Here is a 21,608-nt window from a genome sequence, read left to right on the forward strand (position 1 = left end):
GCTCTCCATATGGGAGATCGGGGGTGTACGCGTGCGCATCGGACTGCTTACGGAGGGTGGCTATCCGTATGTGAGCGGTGACGCCAGGCTCTGGTGCGACCGGCTCGTGCGCGGGCTCGGGCAGCACGAATTCGACGTCTACGCACTCAGCCGCAGCGAGCGGCAGGAGGCACAGGGCTGGATCGAGCTGCCGCCCCAGGTGAACCGGGTGCTGACGGCGCCCCTGTGGACGGTCGACGACACCGCGGGCACCGTCACCGCACCCCGGCACGGACGGCGGGCGCGGCGGCGCTTCGCGGAGTGCTTCGGCGAACTGGCCTCGGCGGTGTGCGACTCCGCCCCCGGTACCTCCAGCGCGTTGGCGGACCGTTTCAGCAGTGCGCTCTACGGCCTCGCCGAACTCGCCCGTGACGAGGGCGGCCTCGTCGGCGCCCTGCGTTCCGAAGCGGCCGTGCGCGTCCTGGAGAGCGCCTGCCGCGCGCCGGGCGCACTCCGCGCCGCGCGCACCGCACGGGTGCCCGACCTGCTCGTCGTGGCGGGCCTCCTGGAGCGAGCGCTGCGGCCGCTCTCCCTCGACTGGTACGGCGACGACGGCCTCGGCGCGGTGGACCTGTGCCACGCCACGTCCGGCGGCCCCGCCGCGCTCCCCGGCCTTCTCGCCGAGCACTTCTCCGGAGTCCCGCTCCTGGTCACCGAGTACGGCGTGCAGCTGCGGGCGCACTATCTCGCGACCGGCGACGAGGCCCTGAGCGCGCCGGCGCGGGCGCTGCTCACCTCCTTCCACGGCAGGCTCGCCGCCGAGGTGTACGACAAGGCCACGGTCGTCACGCCCGGCAACACGCACGCCCGCCGCTGGCAGGAGCGGTGCGGGGCCGAGCGGACGAAGCTGCGCACGGTGTATCCGGGCATGGAGGCGTCCCGCTTCGCGGAGGTCGGCGAGCGCGAGGACCCCGGCGACCCCGACACCCTCCTCTGGGTCGGACGCATCGAGCCCGCCAAGGACCTGATCTCCCTGCTCCACGCCTTCGCGGACGTCCGCAAGGAGGAGCCGAAGGCCCGGCTGCGCATCGTCGGGGCCCCCGCCGAAGGCCCGGAGGCCGCCGCGTACCTCGCGCACTGCAAGGCGCTCGCGGCACAGCTCTTCCCGGACGAGGCACAGGGCGCGCACGCCGTCGGCGACAACCCCGTGTCCTTCGAGGAGATCGGCGCGCCCGGGGCGCCCGAGCTCGAAGACGCGTACGCCGCGGGCAGCGTGGTCGTCCTGTCGAGCGTCATAGAGGGCTTCCCGATCAGCCTGATCGAAGCGATGTTCTGCGGGCGCGCGACGGTCTCCACGGATGTCGGAGCGGTCGTCGAGGTCATCGGCGGCACGGGGCTCGTGGTGCCGCCGCGCAACCCGAGAGCGCTCGCCGAGGCGTGCGTGGCGCTGCTGCGCGACGCGGGGCGGCGCGAACGGCTGGGGGCGGCGGCGCGTGCGCGGGCGCTCGAACTGTTCACCGTTGAGCAGAACATCGAGGCATTTCGCGGCATTTACCTGGAGATCGTCTCGCGCTGCCCGGTGCGCAGGGAAACGCTCGACGACGCGGGCGAGCCGGTGCCGTTCGGCAACCCGGCGGAGGCCCGCATGCCGGGCCGCTGGGCGGGGGCGGCGGCCGCGGGCGGCGGGGACACGGGCGCGCCCAGCTGGGCGCAGGAGACCGACGCACCGGAGCAGTTGAAGGAGGCGGGCGTATGAGCAAGGAACAGCAGATCGACGCGCCACGGGCTCCGGGGAGCCCCGGCGGCTGGGACGTCCGGTCGGAGGAGCTGGTGGCCGACGCCGCCCTCGTACGGGAGCCCGCGGCCTGGCGGTCGGCGGCTTCCGGCACCGGGTCCGGCGCCAAGCCCGCGCGGCGCGGTGGCGCCGACCCCGTGAAGACGCTGATGCACCGGCACAAGGAACTGTGCGAGCGGGCCGTGGACCCGCTGGAGATCGCCGCAGGCCTCGAAGCGCACGGAGTGACCGACAGGACCGCCGCGCGGTTCAGGCACCGGGACGTGTTCGCGCTCGCCGAGGAGATGTACGCGCGCGTGCCGCGCGACGAGGAGGAACGCGCCGTCCCTGTGGCGCTTCCCTCGCAGGGCGCACCCGAAGTGCCCGCAGGCTGGGCGCTGTTCGCGCTGCTTCCGGGCGCGGCGTGCGGGCTCGCGATCGCCGGCCTCGAACTGAGCGAGGGGCGTGCGCGGCTCGCGGTATGGCTCGGCGGGGCGCTCGCCGTGGCCGTCGCGCTGCGGGTGGTCCTCCGGCACGGCCCGCTGCGTTCCACGCACCAGGTTCTGCCGGGCACGCGCGCGTGGGCGTGCCTTCTCGTCGCGTACGCCCTCTTCGGCGACGGGCTCCTGCTGGACGCCGTCTCGGGCGGTCCCGACGGGCCCCCGGCGCCGTCGACCGCCGCCGCGCTGGGGCTCGCGCTCGCCGTGGCGCCCGCGGTGTGGTGCGTGCGGCTGTTCACCGTGGGGGCGCGCAGGAGGCTCTCGCTCAGCCGGGGGCTCACCGAATTCACCGCCTCCGTGAGGCCGCTGCTCCTGGGCGTGCTCGCGCTCTACCTCTGTGCCCTGGCCGCCCTGCTCGCGGGGGCCGCGGCCGTCCGCGGAGTGCCGGTATCCGCCGGGGCCGGCGCCCTCGGAGCGCTGCTGCTGCTCTCCCGGCTGCTCTCCTCGTACGGCTTCACGCGGGCGCCCTCGCTGATGCTGGGCGCCGCCGGTGCCGTGGAGGCGGGCTCCGTCGCCTGCGTGTTCGCGGGGCGGCTGCCCGGATGCGCGTGGCTTGCCGCTCCGGTGGAAGGGGCGGTGCGGGCCTGGGGGCCGGGCGCCGTGCCCGTCGTCGCGTGCGGCGCCGCCGCGGCCGTGCTGCTGCTCCATTCCCTGCGGGTCCTCAGCCGGGCCTCCGCGCACGCGGGCGGAACGTCGTGAGTGTGCCCGCCGCAGGCCGCGGCTCACCCGACGCCACGCCCTCGCACACCATCTCTCCCGCGGGGCCGACACCGCGGGCCTTACCCCGTGAATTACGGCAAACCCCTGAAGGAGACAGCCAGATGAGCACCACCAGTATCCGCGCAACCGACCCGGGAGCCGCCCGATGAGGGTGCTGCTGATCGGAGCCAACGGATACCTCGGCCGGTTCGTCGCCGACCGGCTGCTCGCCGACCCTGCGGTGCAGCTCACCGCGCTCGGCCGCGGAGACGACTCGGACGTACGGTTCGACCTCGCGAGCGGCAGCCCCGGCGCGCTCACCCGCTTCCTGGACGCGGTGCACCCGGGAGTCGTCATCAACTGCGCGGGCGCCACCCGCGGCGGTGCCCGCGAGCTGACCCGGCACAACACCGTCGCCGTCGCCACGATCTGCGAGGCCCTGCGCCGCAGCGGATGCGGGGCGCGCCTCGTGCAGCTCGGGTGCGGCGCCGAGTACGGGCCCAGCCAGCCGGGGTCCTCCACCGCGGAGGACGCCGTGCCCAGGCCCGGCGGACCGTACGGAGTCAGCAAGCTCGCCGCCACCGAGCTGGTCCTCGGGTCGGGGCTCGACGCCGTCGTCCTGCGGGTCTTCTCGCCCGCGGGGCCCGGCACGCCGGCCGGCTCGCCGCTCGGGCGGCTCGCCGAGGCCATGCGGCGCGCCATGCAGTCCGGTGACGGCGAGCTCAAGCTCGGGGGCCTTGGCGTGCAGCGGGACTTCATCGACGTACGCGACGTGGCACGCGCCGTGCACGCCGCCTCGCTCTCCGCCGCCCAGGGCATCGTGAACATCGGCGCGGGCCGTGCCGTACGACTTCGTGACGCGGCCGCCGTCCTCGCGCGCGTCGCCGGGTACGGCGGAGCCCTGCACGAGCTCGACCAGGGGGCCCTGCGGCAATCCATCGGGCACCCCCGCACCGAATCCGACCACGGGAACCCCGCCGCCTACCCCTACCCGGACGGCTGCGGCAGCTGGCAGCAGGCGGACGTGCGCACCGCGCGCGACCGGCTCGGCTGGCGCCCCCGGATCAACCTCGAAGAATCACTCGCCGACATCTGGATGGAGGCGGCATGCCGCATCTGACCAGCACAGCCACAGGCACCGCACACACCGACGTACGTCTCGGCTTCGGCATCCCCGGTTTCGCGCACCCTCTCGTCGCACCGGGCGAATGGTCCGAACTGACCCGACCCGGTACCCCCTTGGACTGGGTCGTCCTGAACGTGAGCAGGGGGCCGGGGGACCGCCCCGACCCGCACTGCCTGGAGGCGGCGGGGCGGCTGCGGAACGCGGGCGTACGTGTTCTCGGTCACCTCGACGTGACGTACGGGGCGCGCAGTTTCGGTGAGCTCGTCTCCGACGCCCACCGCTACCTCGACTGGTACCAGGTCGACGGGTTCTCCCTCGACCGCTGTCCCACGGAGCGCGCCGCGCTCCCCGAGGTGCGCAGGACGGTCACGACGCTGCGGGCGCTCTGCGACGACGCCCACATCGTCCTGGGGCACGGCACCCATCCGTATCCCGGATACGCCGAATCCGCCGACCAGTTGGTGACCTTCACCGGCCCCTGGAGCGATTACCGCTGGTCACAGGTTGCCGAGTGGACCGCCGACTACCCGCCCGAGCGCTTCTGCCACTTCGTGCACGGGATGCCGCGCGGCCATCTCGACGAGGCGCTGCGCATCGCCCGCTGGCAGGGCGCCTCGACGATCTACTTCACCGACCGGGTGGACGTGGGAGGCGCGGCCGACCCCTGGGAGTCACTGCCCGGGTACTGGGACGAAATCGTCTCGCGCATCGGAACGGGTGTCTCGGAATGAAGAGGGGCGTGGCAGTGTTACGGACAGAACAACCGTTTCCACATACCGACCAACGGAGTCTCCGTGTCGCTGCCACCCCTGGTCGAGCCAGCATCTGAGCTCACCGTCGACGAGGTCCGCAGGTACTCCCGCCACCTGATCATCCCCGACGTCGGGATGGAAGGGCAGAAGCGGCTGAAGAACGCCAAGGTGCTGTGTGTCGGCGCCGGCGGCCTCGGGTCACCGGCGCTGATGTACCTCGCCGCGGCGGGCGTCGGCACGCTCGGCATCGTGGAGTTCGACGAGGTCGACGAGTCGAACCTGCAGCGCCAGATCATCCACAGCCAGGCCGACATCGGCCGCTCCAAGGCGGCGTCGGCGAAGGACTCCGTCCTCGGCATCAACCCGTACGTGAACGTGATCCTCCACGAAGAGCGGCTCGAAGCCGAGAACGTGATGGACATCTTCGGCCAGTACGACCTGATCGTCGACGGCACGGACAACTTCGCCACGCGATACCTGGTCAACGACGCCTGCGTGCTGCTCAACAAGCCGTACGTATGGGGTTCGATCTACCGATTCGACGGCCAGGCGTCCGTCTTCTGGAGCGAGCACGGCCCGTGCTACCGCTGCCTCTACCCGGAGCCCCCGCCCCCCGGCATGGTCCCGTCCTGCGCCGAGGGCGGCGTGCTCGGCGTGCTGTGCGCGTCCATCGGTTCCATCCAGGTCACCGAGGCGATCAAGGTCCTGGCCGGCGTGGGTGACCCGCTGGTCGGCCGCCTGATGATCTACGACGCCCTGGAGATGCAGTACCGCCAGGTCAAGGTCCGCAAGGACCCGGACTGCGCGGTCTGCGGCCCGAACGCCACCGTCACCGAGCTCATCGACTACGAGGCCTTCTGCGGCGTCGTGTCGGACGAGGCGCAGGAGGCGGCGCTCGGCTCGACGATCACTCCCAAGCAGCTCAAGGAGTGGATCGACGCGGACGAGAAGATCGAGATCATCGACGTGCGCGAGCAGAACGAGTGGGAGATCGTTTCGATCCCCGGCGCCAAGCTGATCCCGAAGAACGAGTTCCTCATGGGCACCGCCCTGGAGAGCCTTCCGCAGGACAAGAAGATCGTCTTGCATTGCAAGACGGGTGTCCGGTCCGCGGAGGTCCTCGCCGTGCTGAAGTCCGCGGGCTTCAGCGACGCGGTGCACGTGGGCGGCGGCGTGATCGGCTGGGTCAACCAGATCGAGCCCGAGAAGCCGGTCTACTAGGCGTAGCGCCTGAACGGAAAGGGGGCCCGCACCGAGAGGTGCGGGCCCCCTTTCGTTGCGAGGAAAGACCCGGCCTCAGGTCTCGCAGACCTTGCCGTCCTGGGGTGCCTTGCCGTTCAGGAGGTAGGCGTTGACCGTGTCGTCGACGCAGTCGCTGCCGCTGCCGTACGCCCCGTGGCCCTCGCCCTTCCAGGTCAGCTGGACACCGACCCCCTTGCCCAGCTCGTCCGCCATCTTGCGGGCGCCTTCGTAGGGCGTCGCCGGGTCGCCGGTGTTGCCGACGACCAGGATCGGGTCCGCGCCCGGAGCGCTCACGTCGGGGGAGTCGTGCAGCCCGTCCACCGGCCACTGATGGCACCAGCCCGCCGTGTCCCAGCCCATGAACTCACCGAACACCGGTGATATCTCCCGGAACTCGCCGAGCCGCGCCTTCGCCTGCGCGGGCGTCGTCCGGTCCTTGGCGTCGAGGCAGGCTATGGAGCGCTGCGAGTGGCTCGCGGTGCTGTAACGGCCGGACGCGGAGCGTTCGTTGTACGCGTCGGCCAGCCGGAGCAGCTCCGATCCGTCGCCCTTCTCGGCCTGCTCCAGACCGCTGGTCAGGGCCGGCCAGCTGTCCTTGCTGTAGAGCGTGACCGTGATGCCGGTGGTCGCCAGGGACTGGGTGAGCTTCCTGCCGCCCGATGCGGGCAGCGGCTCGGAGTCGAGGCGCTTGAGGAGGCGCACGATCTTCTGCGAGCCCGCCTTGGGGTCCTGGCCCGAGGACTTCAGGTAGTTCTCCAGGGCGCGCTGGAAGCCCCGCGCCTGGTTCTTGGCGTGGCCCAGCGAGTCCGCGGACGGGTCGACGACCGCGTCCAGAGTCAGGCGCCCCACCTTCTTCGGGAACAAGTGGGCGTACGTGCCGCCCAGTTCGGTGCCGTACGAGACGCCCATGTAATGCAGCTTCTCGTCGCCCAGCACCTGGCGCATCACGTCCATGTCCTGCGCGGCCTCGACCGTCGAGACATGTCCGAGGAACTGGCCCGCGTCGCGCGCGCAGCCCGCGCCGAATTCGGCCGCGTCCTTGAAGTACGCCGCTTCCTCGGCCGGGGTGTCCGGAGTCATGTCGACGGACCCCAGCGCGGCCTCGGTCTCCTTGTCGCTGCGGCAGCGCACGCCCTCGCTGCCGCCGACCCCGCGCGGGTCGAAGCTCACCAGGTCGTACCGGCCGCGCAGCGAGTCGTACATGTCGGCGAAGGACGGCAGCATGGAGACGCCGGAGCCGCCCGGCCCGCCGAAGTTGAACAGGAGCGAACCGATGCGCTCGCCCTTGCCGGTGGACCTGGTGCGGATCAGCGCGACGTCGATCGTCTCGCCGTCCGGCTTCTCGTAGTCCAGGGGGACCTTGAGGGTCGAGCACTGCCACTCGGGGCCGGGCGCGGGATCCTCGCCGACCGCCTTGCAGCCGCCCCAGTCGAGCTTCTGGGTCGTGAGCGAGGCGGGCAGGGTCGAGGAGGGGTCGGGTCTCGGCGACTGCTCGGGGCCGGTCGGCGCGGGCTTCGCGTCGTCCTTGTCCCCGCCGGAGCCGCCGCAGCCGGCGGTGAGTCCCGCCAGCAGTATTCCTGCGGCGGCCAGAGCTGCTGGCCGTACGAGACGCGGCATGGAGCGCTTCCCCCCTTGGAAGACAGCCTCAAAAGACAGTCAAGCCATACTAAGTGGGGTCACCGACAGTGGCTCCGGGGGGCGGCTTGGGGGAGACTTCGTGGGCCTTCGTGAGCTTTCGTAGGCCTTCGTGGGCCTTCGGGGGGCGGATTCCGGAGGGGCACGGCCTTGTCGCGTCAGGAGCAGACAGTGCCCTCCTCGGGCACCTTGCCGTCCAGGAGATAGCCGTTGACCGCGTTCCGCACGCACTTGTTCTTGCTGTCGTACGCCCCGTGCCCCTGGCCCTTGTACGTCAGCTCGACGCCGACGCCCTTGCCGAGCGCCTCCGCCATCTTCTTCGCGCCCTCGTACGGAGTGGCAGGGTCGCCCGTATTGCCGATCACGACGACGGGCGGCGCTTCCGGTGCGCTGACGTCCGGGTGTTCGGCGGCGCCGTCCACCGCCCAGTCGGTGCAGCCGACCATGCCCCACGCCAGGTAGTCGCCGAACAGCGGTGACGCCGAACGGAATTCGGGGAGCTTCTTCTCGACGTACTCCGGCGTGTAGCGCGCCTTGTCGTCCGCGCAGTTGACGGAGATGTTGGCGGCCTGCAAGTTGCTGTACGTGCCGTCCTCGTTGCGGCCGTTCATGGAGTCGGAGAGCGTCATCAGGAGCTTGCCGTCGCCGTCGTACGCCTGGTCGAGCCCTTCGGTGAGATACGGCCAGAAGTCCTGGGAGTACAGCGCCTGCGCGATGCCGTTCGTGGCGGCGGTCTGCGTCAGCTTGCGCGGGCCGCTGGCCGGCAGCGGCTTGGAGTCCAGCTTCTTCAGAAGCCCTGCGATCTTGTTCTTGACGTCCTGCTCGGTGTCGCCGACCGGGCAGTCCTCGATCTTCGAGGTGCAGTCCTTTGCGTAGTTGTCGAGCGCGAGCTGAAAGCCCTTGGCCTGGCCCAGCGAACCCTGTTCGGCCGTCTCGGTGGGGTCGACGACCGCGTCGAAGACGGCACGGCCCACCTTCTTGGGGAACAAGTGCGCGTAGACGCCGCCGAGTTCCGTGCCGTACGAGATGCCGAAGTAGTGCAGCTTGTCGTCGCCGAGCACCTGGCGCATCAGGTCCATGTCGCGGGCCGCGTCGGTGGTGCGCACATGGGGGAGCACCTTGCCGGAGTTCTTCTCGCAGGCTCCGTTGAAGCCCTTCACGTTGGCGACGAGCTTCTTCTGCTCGGCGTCGTCGTCGGGCGTGGCGTCCTCCTGGAAGTACGCGTCGAGCTTCTCGTCGTCCTCGCACTTCACGCCCGCGCTGCGGCCGACGCCACGGGGATCGAAGCTCACCAGGTCGTAGCGGGTGCGCAGCTTGGCGTAGTCCTGTCCGAAGGCGGGCAGCGTGGTGACGCCCGAGCCGCCGGGGCCGCCGAAGTTGAAGACGAGCGAGCCGATCCGCCGGTCCTTCTCGCCGCTCGCCGCGGCGCGGATCAGGGCGATGTCCACGGTGTCGCCCTTGGGCTTGTCCCAGTCGAGGGGGGCCTTCATGGTGGCGCACTGCCATGCGGCGCCGCCGGGCAGCGGGGAGGGAGCCTCGCCGCCGCCTTCGGCGGCATCGGGCGCCGGGCAGTCCTTCCAGCTGAGCTCCTGGGCCGACAGGTCCGAGTCCTTGGAGTCCTTGGGGGCCTTGGAACCGTCACCGCCGCAGGCCGCGAGGGACGCAGACAGCAGGACGACGGTGGCGGCGGCACGCGCCTTGTGGTTGGGCATGCTCCCCATCCTGCGGGGGGCGCAGACGGGGCGCACGGCTTGCTCGCCCTTCCGTGGTTGCTCGTCCTTCTGCGGCTTGCTCGCCCTTCCGTGAACAGGCCGCCTTCTTTAAAGAAGGCCCCCTTCTCCTCTAAAGAAGGCCCTTCCTCGTCAGGTGGTTGAAGAACAGCCAGCCCGGAAGCACCGGCAGCCACAGCGTGAGGAGACGGAACAGAAGCACGGCGGGCGCGGCCACGTCCTTGGGCACGCCCACCGCGACGAGGCCGAGGGTGAGCGTCGCCTCGACCGCCCCGATACCGCCGGGGGTGGGCGCCGCCGAGCCGAGCGCGTTGCCCGCCAGGAAGACCACGGCGACGCTGGCCAGGGTCAGCGGCTTCATCTCCGTGGTGCTGAAGGCCCGTACCGAAGCGTCGAGACAGAGCACGAACATGAGCGTCAGGAGCAGCATGCCGCCGATGCCGGTGAGCAGCTTCTGCGGGCGCTGCAACACGTCGAGCATGCGCGGCACGACGCCCGCGAAGAGCGAGCGCACGCGCGTGACGACGAACTTCCGCAGGAAGGGGATCGCGGTCACCACGAGCACGAGCACCGCGACGGAGAGGAGACCGGCGATGACGGTACGGGACGGCGACAGGGAGGGTGTCTTCTCCGTACCGGTCACATAACCGAAGATCATCAGCAGCATGATGTGCGAGCCGAGCCCGAACAGCTGCGAGGCCCCCACGCTCGCCACGGCGAGGCCGGAGCGCACTCCGGAGCGTTGCAGGAAGCGCGTGTTGAGCGCGACGCCGCCCACCGCTGCCGGGGCCACGATCTTCACGAACGACCCGGCGACCTGCGCCTGCACCGCCCGCAGGAACGGCACGCGCTCCGGCACGAAGCCGAGCAGGCTCATCGCCGCAGCGAAGTAGCTCAGCGCCGAACAGGCCACGGCCACGGCGACCCAGCCCCACTCGGCCTCGGCGACGATCGTGTTGAAGTCGACGTGGGTGAGCTGCGAGAGCAGGAAGTACGCGCCGATGGCACCGGCGATGAAGCTGATCAGCGTGCGCGGCCTGATCCGCTCCAGCTGGGCGGGCTCGACGGGCGCCTGCGGCCTGATGAGCAGCACCTGGTGGCGGATCTGGGTGAGCAGATCCTCCTCGCGGGCCTGTTCGAGCGCGACGTCTATGGCCTGCTTCTCGGCCTGCTTCTCCGCGCGTACGGTCTTGCGGTCGGGGCCCTTGGCGCCGTCGGCCTTCTCCGCCTCTTGTGCCGCCGCGCTGGCCTCCGCCTCCGCCGCGCGGGCCAGCTTGTCCTTGTGGGACGCCTCAAGGACCGCCTCGCGCTCGCGCTGCGACCGCTCCCTGGCCAGCTTGCGCAGGGTCCCGCGCGTCGAGCGGGTCAGGGCGATGGGCTGGAGCAGCGGGAGACAGTCGGCGACCGTGTCGGGGCCGAGCACGTCGAGGGCGGTGGCGACCGCGCGCTCGGCGCCCACGCGCAGCCCGAAGGCGGTCAGGAGCTGGGCGATGTCCATGCGCAGGACCAGGTCGCCCGCGGCGATCTCACCGCCGCGCAGGTCGGTCAGGATCACCGTGCCGGAACGATCCACCAAGATCGCGTCCCCCGTGAGCCTGCGGTGCGCGATCCGGCGCGACTGGAGCGCCTGCACCTGCCGCCAGGTGTCGCACAGCAGTTCATCGGTGATGACCTCGTCCGGCAGGGAATCGAGGGTGCGGCCGCCCGTGTGCTCGTAGACGAGCATCACCGCGTCGGGACCCAGCTCGGAGGTGGCGATCAGCTTGGGTGCGTTGGCCCCGGCCGCGATGGCCGCGTACGCGAGAAGGGCCTCCTGCTCCAGGGCCTGGCGCAGCGACTGAAGGCTGCGGCGCTGGGTGATGCCGCGCAGGGTGAGCCTGCGCCACACGCGGTAGAAGAAGCCCTGCGCCTGCTGCTCGCGGTCGATGACCGTGACGTCCAGGGGCGGGCCGTCCTCAAGGGTGACGAAATAGCGGCGGCCGCGGTCGCCGTGCTCGCTGTCGGGGGCGTCCTCGCGGGACGCGCTCACCGGGTGGAAGCCGACGTGCCGCAGGCCCGCGAGCAGCGTCTGGCCGGTGGGACGGACGTTCGGCGAGCCGACCGCGTAGAGCGTTCCGTAGGCCACGCTCCAGCCGAGCAGGACCGTCAGGATGATCGAGAACGGCGTCGTGTAGCCGGTGACCAGCATGGTGAAGGCGTCGAGCAGCAGCACCACCCACAGCACCACGCGCCAGCGCGGTCTGCGGGACATCCCCACCGCTGTCATATACGCGATGACCGGCGCCAGATAGCCGTGCACGGGATCGGTGAGCGCGTGCAGATCGCCGGGAGACGGCCTGGTCAGCGCCTCCTGGATGGAGTCAGGGGCGGCCTTGGCGACCCACAGGTCGGTGGCGAGCGTCACGCCGTGCGCGAGAACGGCCGCAAGGACACCGTCGGCGATGCGCAGCCCGTCCCGTTTGACGAGACGCTCGATGGCGAACGCGACGGGGACGAGCAGGACGCCGATGCTCGCGGTGAGGCCGGCGAACTTGATCAGGAGGTCGGGCGCCTGGTCCGTGCCCTTGTCGATGTCCTGGGCGAGCCCCGACGTCGTGCCGTGCGCGAACGCGGCGATGGCGAGGACCACGACGATCCCGAGGATGCCGACGAGCAGCCGCATCAGGTCCGAGGGGCGGTGCACGCGCGCGGCGAGCAGCGGTTCGTCACCGGCGACGCGGTCGGCGTGCGCGCCTTCGCTTTCGCCCTCTGCGCAGGCTTCGGGGGCGGGGGCGGGGGCTGGGGCGGAAACGGGGTCGGCGTGCGCGGAGGAGTCGCGCATGGAGGCGTCGTGCGCGTCCTGCCCGTCCCCGGTTTGTCCGGCCCCGGCCTGCCCGTCCTCGCTCCTGCCGGGCTTCTCGAACTTCTCGTGCTTCGTCAGGGAGTGCCCACCGGTGTCCGGGTGCGCCTCGGCCGCAGGGGTGCCCGCCGTCTCATCGGGGTACACATCCTGCTGCTCCGTCGCCTCTTCTTGATCTCGTATCACCAGTCACCGCCCGCACGATGGTGGCATGTCCCACCGACAGAGGGGGGCATCAGGGTGCAATGCGGGGCCGCATTGTGTTCACCGAGTTCCAGTTTGTCTCTTACCGCACACTCTGTCGCGGGCCGGTCACGGTGTCGGTGCCGTACGGCAGGATGGTCCGGATGAGCGAGGAGAGCGGAGCGGAGCAGGGGCTCTCGGCGTACCCGGAGTACGCCGAGCGGGTCTTCGACGTCGCGGAGCTGATCCCTCCGGGGCGGGTGATGACGTACGGCGATGTCGCGGAGTGGCTCGAGGAGGGCGGCCCCCGGCAGGTCGGCCGGGTCATGGCCCTCTACGGAGACGCGGTTCCGTGGTGGCGCGTGGTCCGCGCGGACGGCCGGCTGCTGCCGGGCCACGAACTGCGGGCCCTTGGCCACTACCGCGCGGAGGGCACACCGCTGCGCGAGGCGAGCCGTGCGGCCGAGGGCCATGTGCCGCGCCTGGACATGCGGCGGGCGCGCTGGGACGGCGCCGGTGCGCCCGAGGGCGGCGGGACGGCGGGTGGCGGCGCGGCTCGTGGCGGCGGCACGGCTCGTGGCGGCGCGTCGGGAAGCGGCGGTGCCGCTCTCCGGCAGGCTCCGGGGGCTCACACCTGACAGCTTCGGGCATCGCGCGGCGTCGCGGGGGGCCGGTGGCCCGTACGGGGGACGCCGGACGTTCCGCAGGCTGTCTGGCCCGTACGGGGGACGCCGGATGTCCCGCGCACCGGTCGGCTCGTACGGGGGAAGCGGCACGCCCCGCGCACCGGTCGGCTCGTACGAGGGAAGCGGCACGTCCCGCGCGCCCGCTGGCGTAGCGTCGACAGCACGCATTTTCCTCACCCCGTATCCCGGCTCGTAGCCCGCCCCGTATTCCGCCCCGTATCCCATCTCGTGTCTCACCCCCGCACCTCAGCCCACCTCGCACCGCGCGTGTCATCCACAGCCATCGCGCAGCCGTTTTTCACCACGTACACCCACCAGGACCGGCGACCCACGTGAGCTCCACTTCTTCCGCCCGGCACACCCGGCACCCGTCGCACCCCCAGGTGCGACAGGGGGCCCGGGGTGCCTATCGGCTGGTGCGCACTCCGCCGGTGCACGTGGATCCCCCTCGTCTTGACGCACGGCAGCGTGCGGTGGTTGACCACCCCGGAGGGCCCCTGCTCGTCCTGGCGGGGCCCGGCACGGGCAAGACGACGACCCTCGTGGAGTCCGTCGCCGCGCGGATCGCGAAGGGCACGGAGCCGGAGCGGGTCCTCGTCCTCACCTTCAGCCGCAAGGCCGCGGTGGAACTGCGCGACCGCATGGCGCTGCGCATAGGCGCGGCCAACGCCCCGCAGGCCACGACCTTCCACTCCTTCTGTTACGCCCTCATCCGCGCCCACCAGGACGCCGATCTGTTCGTCGAGCCGCTGCGGCTCCTCTCGGGTCCCGAGCAGGACGTGGCCGTACGGGAGCTGCTCGCGGGGCAGATCGACCTGGCGGGGGAGGGGCGTTCCCGGGTGCGCTGGCCGGACGAGCTGCGGGCCTGCCTGACGACGCGGGGCTTCGCCGACGAGGTGCGCGCGGTGCTGGCCCGCAGCCGTGAGCTGGGCCTTGGCCCCGACGCCCTGGATGCCTTCGCCCGGCGTGCGGGGCGCCCGGACTGGGGCGCTGCGGCGGCGTTCCTCGCGGAGTACCTGGACGTGCTCGACATGCAGGGCGTGCTCGACTACGCGGAACTGGTGCACCGCGCGGTGCTGCTCGCGCGGCGTCCCGAGGTCGCGCGAGCGCTGGGCGCGCAGTACGACGCGGTGTTCGTGGACGAGTACCAGGACACGGACCCGGCGCAGGTACGGCTGCTGCACGCCCTTGCCGGGGGCGGGCGCTCCCTGGTCGCGTTCGGCGACCCGGACCAGTCGATCTACACCTTCCGGGGCGCCGACGTGAACGGCATCTTGGAGTTCCCTTCCCGCTTCCCGCGCGCGGACGGCACCGAGGCGCCGGTCGAGGTCCTGACCACGTCCCGCAGATCGGGCTCCGGTCTCCTCGCCGCCACGCGCCTGCTCACCCGGCGCATGCCGCTGACCAGGCTGCCCGCCGAGAAGGTACGGGCCCACCGGGAGCTCTCCGCCGTCCGTGACGGCGGTCGCGTCGATGCGTACACGTATCCGACGTCCGGCGCGGAACTGGACAACATCGCGGACATCCTGCGCCGCGCGCACCTGGAGGACGGCGTCCCCTGGGGCGAGATGGCGGTCCTGGTCCGCGCCGGAGCCCACACGATCCCCGCGTTCCGCCGCAGCCTCACCGCGGCGGGCGTCCCCCTGGACATAGACGGCGACGACATCGCCCTGCGCCACGAGCCGGCGGTAACACCACTGCTGACGGCGCTGCGGGCGGTGGCGACATCGGTGGTGTCCGAGCCTGCGGGGGGCCGCGGGCTTCGGGGGGAGTTCGGGGCGGGTCCCGAGGCGGGGGACGAGCCCGAAGCTGCGCCCGGCACCGACGCCGACCCCGAGCCTTCGGCTGACTCCGTCCCGCAGGGCGACGGACCCGAGTCTTCGGCTGCCCCCGGCCCGCAACACGACGGACCCGCGCCCTCAACTGCCCCCGGCCCGCACGGCGGCGGGCCCGGCGCCGTGGCCCCCGTATGGCTCGACACCGAGACCGCGCTCGACCTCCTTGCGTCGCCCCTCGCCGGGATGGACGCCGCCGATCTCCGGCGGCTCGGGCGGGCCCTTCGTGCGGAGGAGCGGGCCGCGGGGAACCACCTGCCGCCGCCCTCCGACGAACTGCTGGCCAGAGCGCTCGCCGAACCGGAGCGGCTCGTCGCGCACGACCCCGCGTACGCGCGCGGCGCCCAGCGGCTCGGCGCGCTCCTCCGCAAGGCCCGTGAACGCCTCGCGGGCGGCGGCACCGCTGAGGAGGCGCTCTGGGAGCTGTGGGACGGCACACCGTGGCCGCGCCGCCTGGAGCGGACCGCACGCCGCGGCGGCGCCGCGGGGCGCAACGCGGACCGCGATCTCGACGCGGTCTGCGCCCTGTTCGCGTACGCCTCCCGCGCGGAAGAACGCACCGGAGGGCGCGGCGCCCTCAACTTCCTGGAGGAGACCGAGGCGCAGGACATCGCCGCGGACACCCTCAACCGCAGGGCCGTACGACCCGACGCCGTACGCCTGATGACGGCGCACCGGTCCAAGGGCCTGGAGTGGCGGCTCGTGGTGGTCGCCGGGGTACAGGAAGGCCTCTGGCCCGACCTGCGCCGCCGCGGCTCCCTCCTGGAGGCCGACCGCATCGGAAGCGACGGCCTCGCCGAGCCCCTCACCCCCGGAGCGCTCCTCTCCGAAGAGCGCCGGTTGTTCTACGTGGCCGCCACGCGCGCGCGTGAACGCCTCGTCGTCACCGCCGTCAAGGCGCCCGCGGACGACGGCGACCAGCCTTCCCGCTTCCTCACCGAACTCGGCGTGGAGCCCAAGGACGTCACGGGCCGCCCGCGCCGCCCCCTGGCCGTCTCCGCGCTCGTCGCCGAGCTGCGCTCCACCACCGTCGACCCGCGGGTCTCGGAGCCCCTGCGCGAGGCCGCCGCCCTGCGCCTGGCCAAGCTCGCCGCGCTGAGCGACGCCGACGGGCGCCCCCTGGTGCCGTCCGCGCACCCGTACCGCTGGTGGGGCATGTACGAGCCGACGGCGAGCGAAGTGCCCCTGCGGGACCGCGACAAGCCCGTCGTCCTCTCCGGAAGCGCCCTGGACCAGCTCGCAAACACCTGCTCCCTGCAATGGTTCCTGGGCCGCGAGGTGAAGGCGGACGCCCCCGCGACCGCCGCCCAGGGCTTCGGCAACGTGGTGCACGTCCTGGCCGACGAGGTCGCGTCCGGCAGGACACCCGCCGACCTCGCCGTCCTCATGGAGCGCCTCGACTCGGTCTGGGACGCGCTGGCCTTCGACGCCCCCTGGAAGTCGTCGCAGGAGAAGGAGCACGCGCGCGTGGCGCTCGAACGCTTCCTCCAGTGGCATGTGATGGACCGCGCGACCCGCACCCCCGTCAGCAGCGAGCACGACTTCGACGTGACCCTCGAAGCGGGCCCCTACGAAGTACGCGTGCGCGGCTCCATGGACCGCGTCGAACAGGACGCGCAAGGCCGTGCCTACGTAGTCGACTTCAAGACCGGAAAGCAGGCCCCCACCGCCGCGGAAGTGGCCCGCCACCCCCAGCTCGCCGTCTACCAGCTCGCACTGCGCGAGGGCGCGGTCGACGACGCCTTCGAAGGCGTACGTCCCGAAGCGGGCGGCGCGGAACTGGTGCAACTGCGCCAGGGCGCCGCCAAGAAGGACGGCGGCGACGCCCTCCCCAAGGTGCAGGCCCAGGAGCCGCTCGCCGGGGAGTGGGTCGGCGACCTCCTGGCCACCGCGGCCGGGAAGGTCCTCGACGAACGCTTCTCGCCCACCACGGGCCAGCACTGCACGCACTGCGCCTTCCGCGCCTCGTGCAGCGCCCGGCCCGAGGGCAGGCAGGTGGTGGAGTGAGTGACGGGTGGTCGGGTGACGGGGGCGGCACCAGTGCGGTTGGTGGCCAACCTCACGTCGCGGCGCTCGCGTTCATAGCAGCCTCACAGGCCATCTAAAGTCTCGGTAAAGCTGATTTGTGCACCAGCGACCCTCCGATCGTGCACCTTCCCGAGGAGATACAGACATGGCAGCCAACCGGAAGCTCATGGTCGCGGCAGTCGCCTGTGCCGCCGCCTTCGTCGGCATCACGGGATGCTCCAGCGAGGAGAAGGACCCCTTCGAGGGGATGAGCGCCGACAAGATCGCCAAGAAGGCGGCCGACGCGTCCAAGGGCGCGGGCTCCTTCAAGGTGACCGGCGAGGGCAAGCAGGAAGGCAAGCCGATCAAGGTCGACTTCTCCGTCGCCAAGTCCGGTGACTGCGAGGGGAAGATGGACGGCGGGGCGGGCGGCACCGCCGAGTTCCTCGTGTCCGGCGAGACCCAGTACATGAAGGGCGACGCGGCCTACTGGAAGAACGCGATGGGCGGCAGCGGCGGCCAGACCTCGCGCTTCGAGGACAAGTGGGTGAAGACGCCGAACAGCCAGGGCACGGGCGTCTGCGACGCGGACGCCATGTTCCAGTCCAAGGACCTCAAGAAGCTCAAGCGCGAGGACGACGCCGACGTCGACGGCAAGAAGGCGGCCGTGCTCACGAAGAGCGAGTCGGGCAAGAAGACCACCTTCTACGTCGCGGCCGAGGGCAAGCCGTACTTCCTCAAGGTCGTCACGGAGGACAAGTCGGACCCGGGCACGATGTACTTCTCCGACTACGGCAAGTCGGTCGCGATCAAGGCTCCGGCGCCGGACGAGGTCGTGGACCTCGAAGAGCTCATGAAGTCCTGACGTCCGGAACCTCCGACGTCCTGGCGCCCTGACGCTCCGACGTCCTGACGCTCTGACGTCCTGACGCTCTGAGCGACGGCGGTCACTGAAAGGCGGGTACGCCCCGATTGTCAGTGGCCGCCGCTAGCCTCTCTGACGTGGCACCTCGTATCACCGACCCCGAGCAGCTCAAAGAGCTCCTCGGCATCCCGTTCACCCCGGAGCAGACGGCCTGCATCACCGCGCCGCCCGCCCCGCAGGTGATCGTGGCCGGAGCCGGGTCGGGCAAGACGACGGTGATGGCGGCCCGCGTGGTCTGGCTGGTCGGCACCGGCCAGGTCGCCCCCGAGCAGGTCCTCGGCCTGACGTTCACGAACAAGGCGGCGGGCGAGCTGGCCGAGCGGGTGCGCCAGGCGTTGATCAAGGCCGGGGTCACCGACCCCGAGGCGCTTGACCCGGACCACCCGCCGGGCGAGCCGGTCATCTCCACGTATCACGCCTTCGCGGGCCGCCTCCTGACCGACCACGGGCTGCGCATAGGGCTCGAACCCACCGCCCGGCTGCTCGCGGACGCCACCCGCTTCCAGCTCGCCGCGCGCGTCCTGCGCGAGGCGCCGGGCCCGTATCCCGCGCTCACGCGCTCCTTCCCCGACCTCGTCAGCGACCTCCTCGCGCTCGACGGCGAGCTCGCCGAACACCTCGTACGGCCCGAGAAGCTCCGCGCGTACGACACCGAACTGCTGCACGCCCTGGAGGGCGCCAAGCTCTCCAACGCCGATCTGCGCAAGGTGCCGGACACGGCGGCGGCCCGGCTCGAACTGGCCGAGCTCGTCGTCCGCTACAGGGAGGCGAAGCGCTCCCGCGACCTCCTGGACTTCGGCGACCAGATCGCCCTCTCGGCGACGCTGGCCCGCACCCGCGCGGAGGTCGGCGAGATCCTGCGCGAGGAGTTCCGCGTCGTCCTGCTCGACGAGTACCAAGACACGTCGGTGGCCCAGCGCATCCTCCTGGCGGGCCTCTTCGGAGGCGGCACGGGCCACCCGGTGACGGCGGTCGGCGACCCCTGCCAGGCGATCTACGGCTGGCGCGGAGCCTCCGTGGCGAACCTCGACGACTTCCCCGAGCACTTCGCGTACGCCGACGGGCGCCCGGCAGCCCGCCACGCGCTCAGCGAGAACCGCCGCAGCGGCGGCCGCCTCCTCGACCTCGCGAACGGCCTCGCGGAGCCGCTGCGCGCGATGCACGCGGGCGTGGAGGCCCTGCGGCCCGCACCCGGCGCCGAACGCGACGGCATGGTGCGCTGCGCCCTCCTGCGCACGCACAGCGAGGAGATCGACTGGCTCGCCGACTCCATCGCGCATCTCGTGCGCACCGGCAAGGCACCCGGCGAGATCGCGGTCCTGTGCCGCACGGCCACGGACTTCGCGCAGATCCAGGGCGCCCTTGTCGCCCGCGACGTCCCCGTGGAGGTGGTCGGCCTCGCCGGGCTCCTGCACCTCCCGGAGGTCGCCGACCTCGTCGCCGTCTGCGAGGTGCTCCAGGACCCCGGCGCGAACGCCTCCCTGGTGCGCCTCCTGACCGGCCCGCGCTGGCGTATCGGCCCGCGCGACCTCGCCCTCCTCGGCCGCCGCGCACGCCTTCTCGTACGGCACGGGCACGCGACCCCGGACGACCCGGACCGGCGGCTCGCCGAAGCCGTCGAGGGGGTCGATCCCGCCGAGGTGATATCGCTCGCGGACGCGCTCGACACATTCCTGGAGACGCCCCTCGACGAGGAGACGGAGGACGACGGGCTGCCCTTCTCGCCCGAGGCGAGGGTGCGGTTCGCGCGCCTGGCCGCCGAACTGCGCGATCTGCGCCGCTCGCTGGCCGACCCCCTGATGGACGTGCTGCACCGCGTGCTCGCCGTCACGGGCCTCGAGGTCGAGCTGTCCGCGTCGCCGCACGCCCTGGCGGCCCGCCGCCGCGAGACGCTCTCGAATTTCCTGGACGTCGCCGCGTCCTTCGCCGCGAACGACGGCGGAGCGAGCCTGCTGGCCTTCCTCGCCTTCCTGCGGACGGCCGCGCAGTACGAGAAGGGCCTCGACAACGCCCTGCCCGGCGGCGAGAACACGGTCAAGGTGCTCACGGCCCACAAGTCCAAGGGCCTGGAGTGGGACGTCGTCGCCGTCCCCGGCCTCGTCACCGGCACGTTCCCCAGCACCCAGGGCCGCGAGAAGTGGACGGCACAGGGCAAGGTCGTGCCGCACGCGCTGCGCGGGGACGCGTCGACCCTGCCCGACATCGAGGCGTGGGACTCCCGGTCCATGAAGGCGTTCCACGAGGACATGAAGGAGCACCAGCGCACCGAGGAGCTCCGCCTCGGCTATGTGACCTTCACCCGGCCCCGCTCGCTGCTCCTGGGCTCCGGCCACTGGTGGGGGCCCTCGCAGAAGAAGCCGCGCGGCCCGTCGGACTTCCTGCGCGCGCTGTACGACCACTGCGTGCTGGGTTACGGGGAGATCGAGGCCTGGGCCGACGAGCCGGAGGAGGACGAGGAGAACCCCGCCCTCGCGGAGGCCGCCGCCGAGCACGCGTGGCCGCTGCCGCTCGACGACAGGTCCCTGGCCCGCCGCCGGGCCGCCGCGCAGACGGTCCTCTCGCATCTGGACGGCCTGACGGGGGAGACGGGCCAGCTGACGGGGGAGACGAACCAGGGGGCACCGGCCGTCGCCCGCTCGCACGCGGAGCCCCACCCTTCGGCGTACGACGACGCGCCACCGTCCGAGGACCCGGACTGGCCGCCCCCTCCGGAGGACGAAGAGCCGCCCTACGAAGAGCCGCCCTACGGAGAGGCCGAGCCGCCCGACGCCGACGCCGACACCGGTGACTGGGACTCCTGGACAGCGGCCCGTCCGGCGATCCCGCACCAGGCCGCCGCCCCGCCCTCCGTGACCGCCCGCCCGCACCCCGCCGACCCCGCTGCCGACCCCGGCCCGGAGGCAGCCCCCGGCCCCGAGGCAGCCCCGGAGGAGGCCCGTCTCACCCCCGAAGAGGCCCGCACGCTCGCCTCCTGGGACCGCGACCTGGACGCCCTCACCGGCGAACTCCTGCGCGCCAGGGAAGCGATCAGGGACGTCCCCGTACCGGCATCGCTCACCGCGTCCGAAGTACTGCGTCTGGCCGACGACCCGGAAGGCTTCGCGCAGGAGCTCGCGCGCCCCATGCCGCGCCCGCCGCAGCCCGCGGCCCGCCGGGGCACCCGCTTCCACGCCTGGATCGAGACCCGCTTCGAAGAGCTGCGCCTCCCGCTGCTGGCCCCCGAGGACCTGCCGGGCGGCGGCCCCGGCGAGGCCGAGATCGCCGACGAACGCGATCTGGACGCCCTCAAGGAAGCCTTCGAGCGCACCGAGTACGCCCACCGGGCCCCCCACCGCGTTGAGGTGCCCTTCCAGCTGACCCTCGCGGGCCGCGTGATCCGCGGCCGGATCGACGCGGTCTACAAGGAGGTCGACGGCGACGACGTGACGTACGAGATCGTCGACTGGAAGACCAGCCGCACCCGCACCGCGGACCCCCTCCAGCTCGCCGTCTACCGCCTGGCCTGGGCCGAGCTGCACGACGTGCCCCCGGAGTCCGTGAAGGCCGCGTTCCTGTACGTGCGCAGCGGTGAGACCTCGCGCCCCGCGCACCTGCCGGGCCGGGCCGAACTGGAGCGGATCCTCCTGGAGGAACCGGGCGGGCAGCCGGGTGACGAACCACCGGACGAATCGGCTCTCGAGGGCGGCTAGGCTCGTG

Annotated in this window: 12 protein-coding genes; 9 read left to right on the forward strand and 3 right to left on the reverse strand. The window is 72.1% G+C overall.

Annotation, left to right across the window (positions count from 1 at the left end; translation table 11 throughout):
• The first annotated feature begins 31 nt into the window (after window positions 1–31).
• From ABZ906_RS25640 to moeZ, 5 genes are all read left to right on the forward strand, one after another.
• Entirely contained in the window at window positions 32–1,735 is a 1,704-nt protein-coding gene (locus tag ABZ906_RS25640) for a DUF3492 domain-containing protein (RefSeq protein WP_361386315.1), read from the forward strand.
• A complete protein-coding gene (locus ABZ906_RS25645) occupies window positions 1,732–2,952 on the forward strand; it encodes a hypothetical protein (RefSeq protein WP_361386318.1) in 1,221 nt (406 codons plus the stop codon). The genes ABZ906_RS25640 and ABZ906_RS25645 overlap by 4 nt, the downstream gene beginning before the upstream one ends.
• Window positions 2,953–3,118: 166 nt before the next feature.
• Window positions 3,119–4,072 carry an NAD-dependent epimerase/dehydratase family protein gene (locus ABZ906_RS25650; RefSeq protein ID WP_361181687.1) on the forward strand — a complete coding sequence of 318 codons (954 nt, stop codon included), beginning with the start codon at window positions 3,119–3,121 and terminating at the stop codon, window positions 4,070–4,072.
• Window positions 4,060–4,809 carry a spherulation-specific family 4 protein gene (locus ABZ906_RS25655; RefSeq protein WP_361181685.1) on the forward strand — a complete coding sequence of 250 codons (750 nt, stop codon included), beginning with the start codon at window positions 4,060–4,062 and terminating at the stop codon, window positions 4,807–4,809. The genes ABZ906_RS25650 and ABZ906_RS25655 overlap by 13 nt, the downstream gene beginning before the upstream one ends.
• Window positions 4,810–4,872: 63 nt before the next feature.
• Window positions 4,873–6,051, forward strand: a complete 1,179-nt coding sequence (moeZ, locus tag ABZ906_RS25660; RefSeq protein WP_361181683.1) for an adenylyltransferase/sulfurtransferase MoeZ — start codon at window positions 4,873–4,875, stop codon at window positions 6,049–6,051.
• A 75-nt stretch (window positions 6,052–6,126) separates the two neighbouring features.
• Here moeZ and ABZ906_RS25665 read toward each other — a convergent pair whose 3' ends face one another.
• The 3 genes from ABZ906_RS25665 to ABZ906_RS25675 all read right to left on the reverse strand — a co-directional run bounded on the left by ABZ906_RS25665 (window position 6,127) and on the right by ABZ906_RS25675 (window position 12,462).
• Window positions 6,127–7,689 carry an alpha/beta hydrolase gene (locus ABZ906_RS25665; RefSeq protein ID WP_361386321.1) on the reverse strand — a complete coding sequence of 521 codons (1,563 nt, stop codon included), beginning with the start codon at window positions 7,687–7,689 and terminating at the stop codon, window positions 6,127–6,129.
• Window positions 7,690–7,865: 176 nt separating this feature from the next.
• Entirely contained in the window at window positions 7,866–9,419 is a 1,554-nt protein-coding gene (locus tag ABZ906_RS25670) for an alpha/beta hydrolase (RefSeq protein WP_361181679.1), read from the reverse strand.
• Window positions 9,420–9,549: 130 nt separating this feature from the next.
• The gene (locus ABZ906_RS25675; protein WP_361386324.1) at window positions 9,550–12,462 is read right to left on the reverse strand and encodes a lysylphosphatidylglycerol synthase transmembrane domain-containing protein; all 2,913 of its coding nucleotides are present in this window, start codon (window positions 12,460–12,462) and stop codon (window positions 9,550–9,552) included.
• 161 nt (window positions 12,463–12,623) lie between these two features.
• On the opposite strand from ABZ906_RS25675, the gene ABZ906_RS25680 reads away from it, so the two are divergent.
• The 4 genes from ABZ906_RS25680 (at window position 12,624) to ABZ906_RS25695 (ending at window position 21,601) form a co-directional block, all read left to right on the forward strand.
• Entirely contained in the window at window positions 12,624–13,097 is a 474-nt protein-coding gene (locus ABZ906_RS25680; protein ID WP_361386327.1) for an MGMT family protein, read from the forward strand.
• A 431-nt stretch (window positions 13,098–13,528) separates the two neighbouring features.
• On the forward strand, window positions 13,529–16,987 hold the full coding sequence (locus tag ABZ906_RS25685; RefSeq protein WP_361386797.1) for a UvrD-helicase domain-containing protein: 3,459 nt from the start codon (window positions 13,529–13,531) through the stop codon (window positions 16,985–16,987).
• 166 nt (window positions 16,988–17,153) lie between these two features.
• Entirely contained in the window at window positions 17,154–17,852 is a 699-nt protein-coding gene (locus ABZ906_RS25690; RefSeq protein WP_361181673.1) for a hypothetical protein, read from the forward strand.
• 137 nt (window positions 17,853–17,989) lie between these two features.
• Window positions 17,990–21,601: a UvrD-helicase domain-containing protein gene (locus tag ABZ906_RS25695; RefSeq protein ID WP_361386330.1), complete on the forward strand. Its 3,612-nt coding sequence runs from the start codon at window positions 17,990–17,992 to the stop codon at window positions 21,599–21,601.
• Window positions 21,602–21,608: the final 7 nt, after the last annotated feature.

It is taken from the genome of Streptomyces sp. NPDC046925, from assembly GCF_040644915.1.
GTDB lineage: Bacteria > Actinomycetota > Actinomycetes > Streptomycetales > Streptomycetaceae > Streptomyces.

Coding starts and splice junctions, on each gene's coding strand:
- ABZ906_RS25645 (WP_361386318.1), top strand. CDS start 1,732: ATGAGCAAGGAACAGCAGATCGACGCGCCACGGGCTCCGGGGAGCCCC.
- ABZ906_RS25670 (WP_361181679.1), bottom strand. CDS start 9,419: ATGCCCAACCACAAGGCGCGTGCCGCCGCCACCGTCGTCCTGCTGTCT.
- ABZ906_RS25650 (WP_361181687.1), top strand. CDS start 3,119: ATGAGGGTGCTGCTGATCGGAGCCAACGGATACCTCGGCCGGTTCGTC.
- ABZ906_RS25690 (WP_361181673.1), top strand. CDS start 17,154: ATGGCAGCCAACCGGAAGCTCATGGTCGCGGCAGTCGCCTGTGCCGCC.
- ABZ906_RS25655 (WP_361181685.1), top strand. CDS start 4,060: ATGCCGCATCTGACCAGCACAGCCACAGGCACCGCACACACCGACGTA.
- ABZ906_RS25680 (WP_361386327.1), top strand. CDS start 12,624: ATGAGCGAGGAGAGCGGAGCGGAGCAGGGGCTCTCGGCGTACCCGGAG.
- ABZ906_RS25665 (WP_361386321.1), bottom strand. CDS start 7,689: ATGCCGCGTCTCGTACGGCCAGCAGCTCTGGCCGCCGCAGGAATACTG.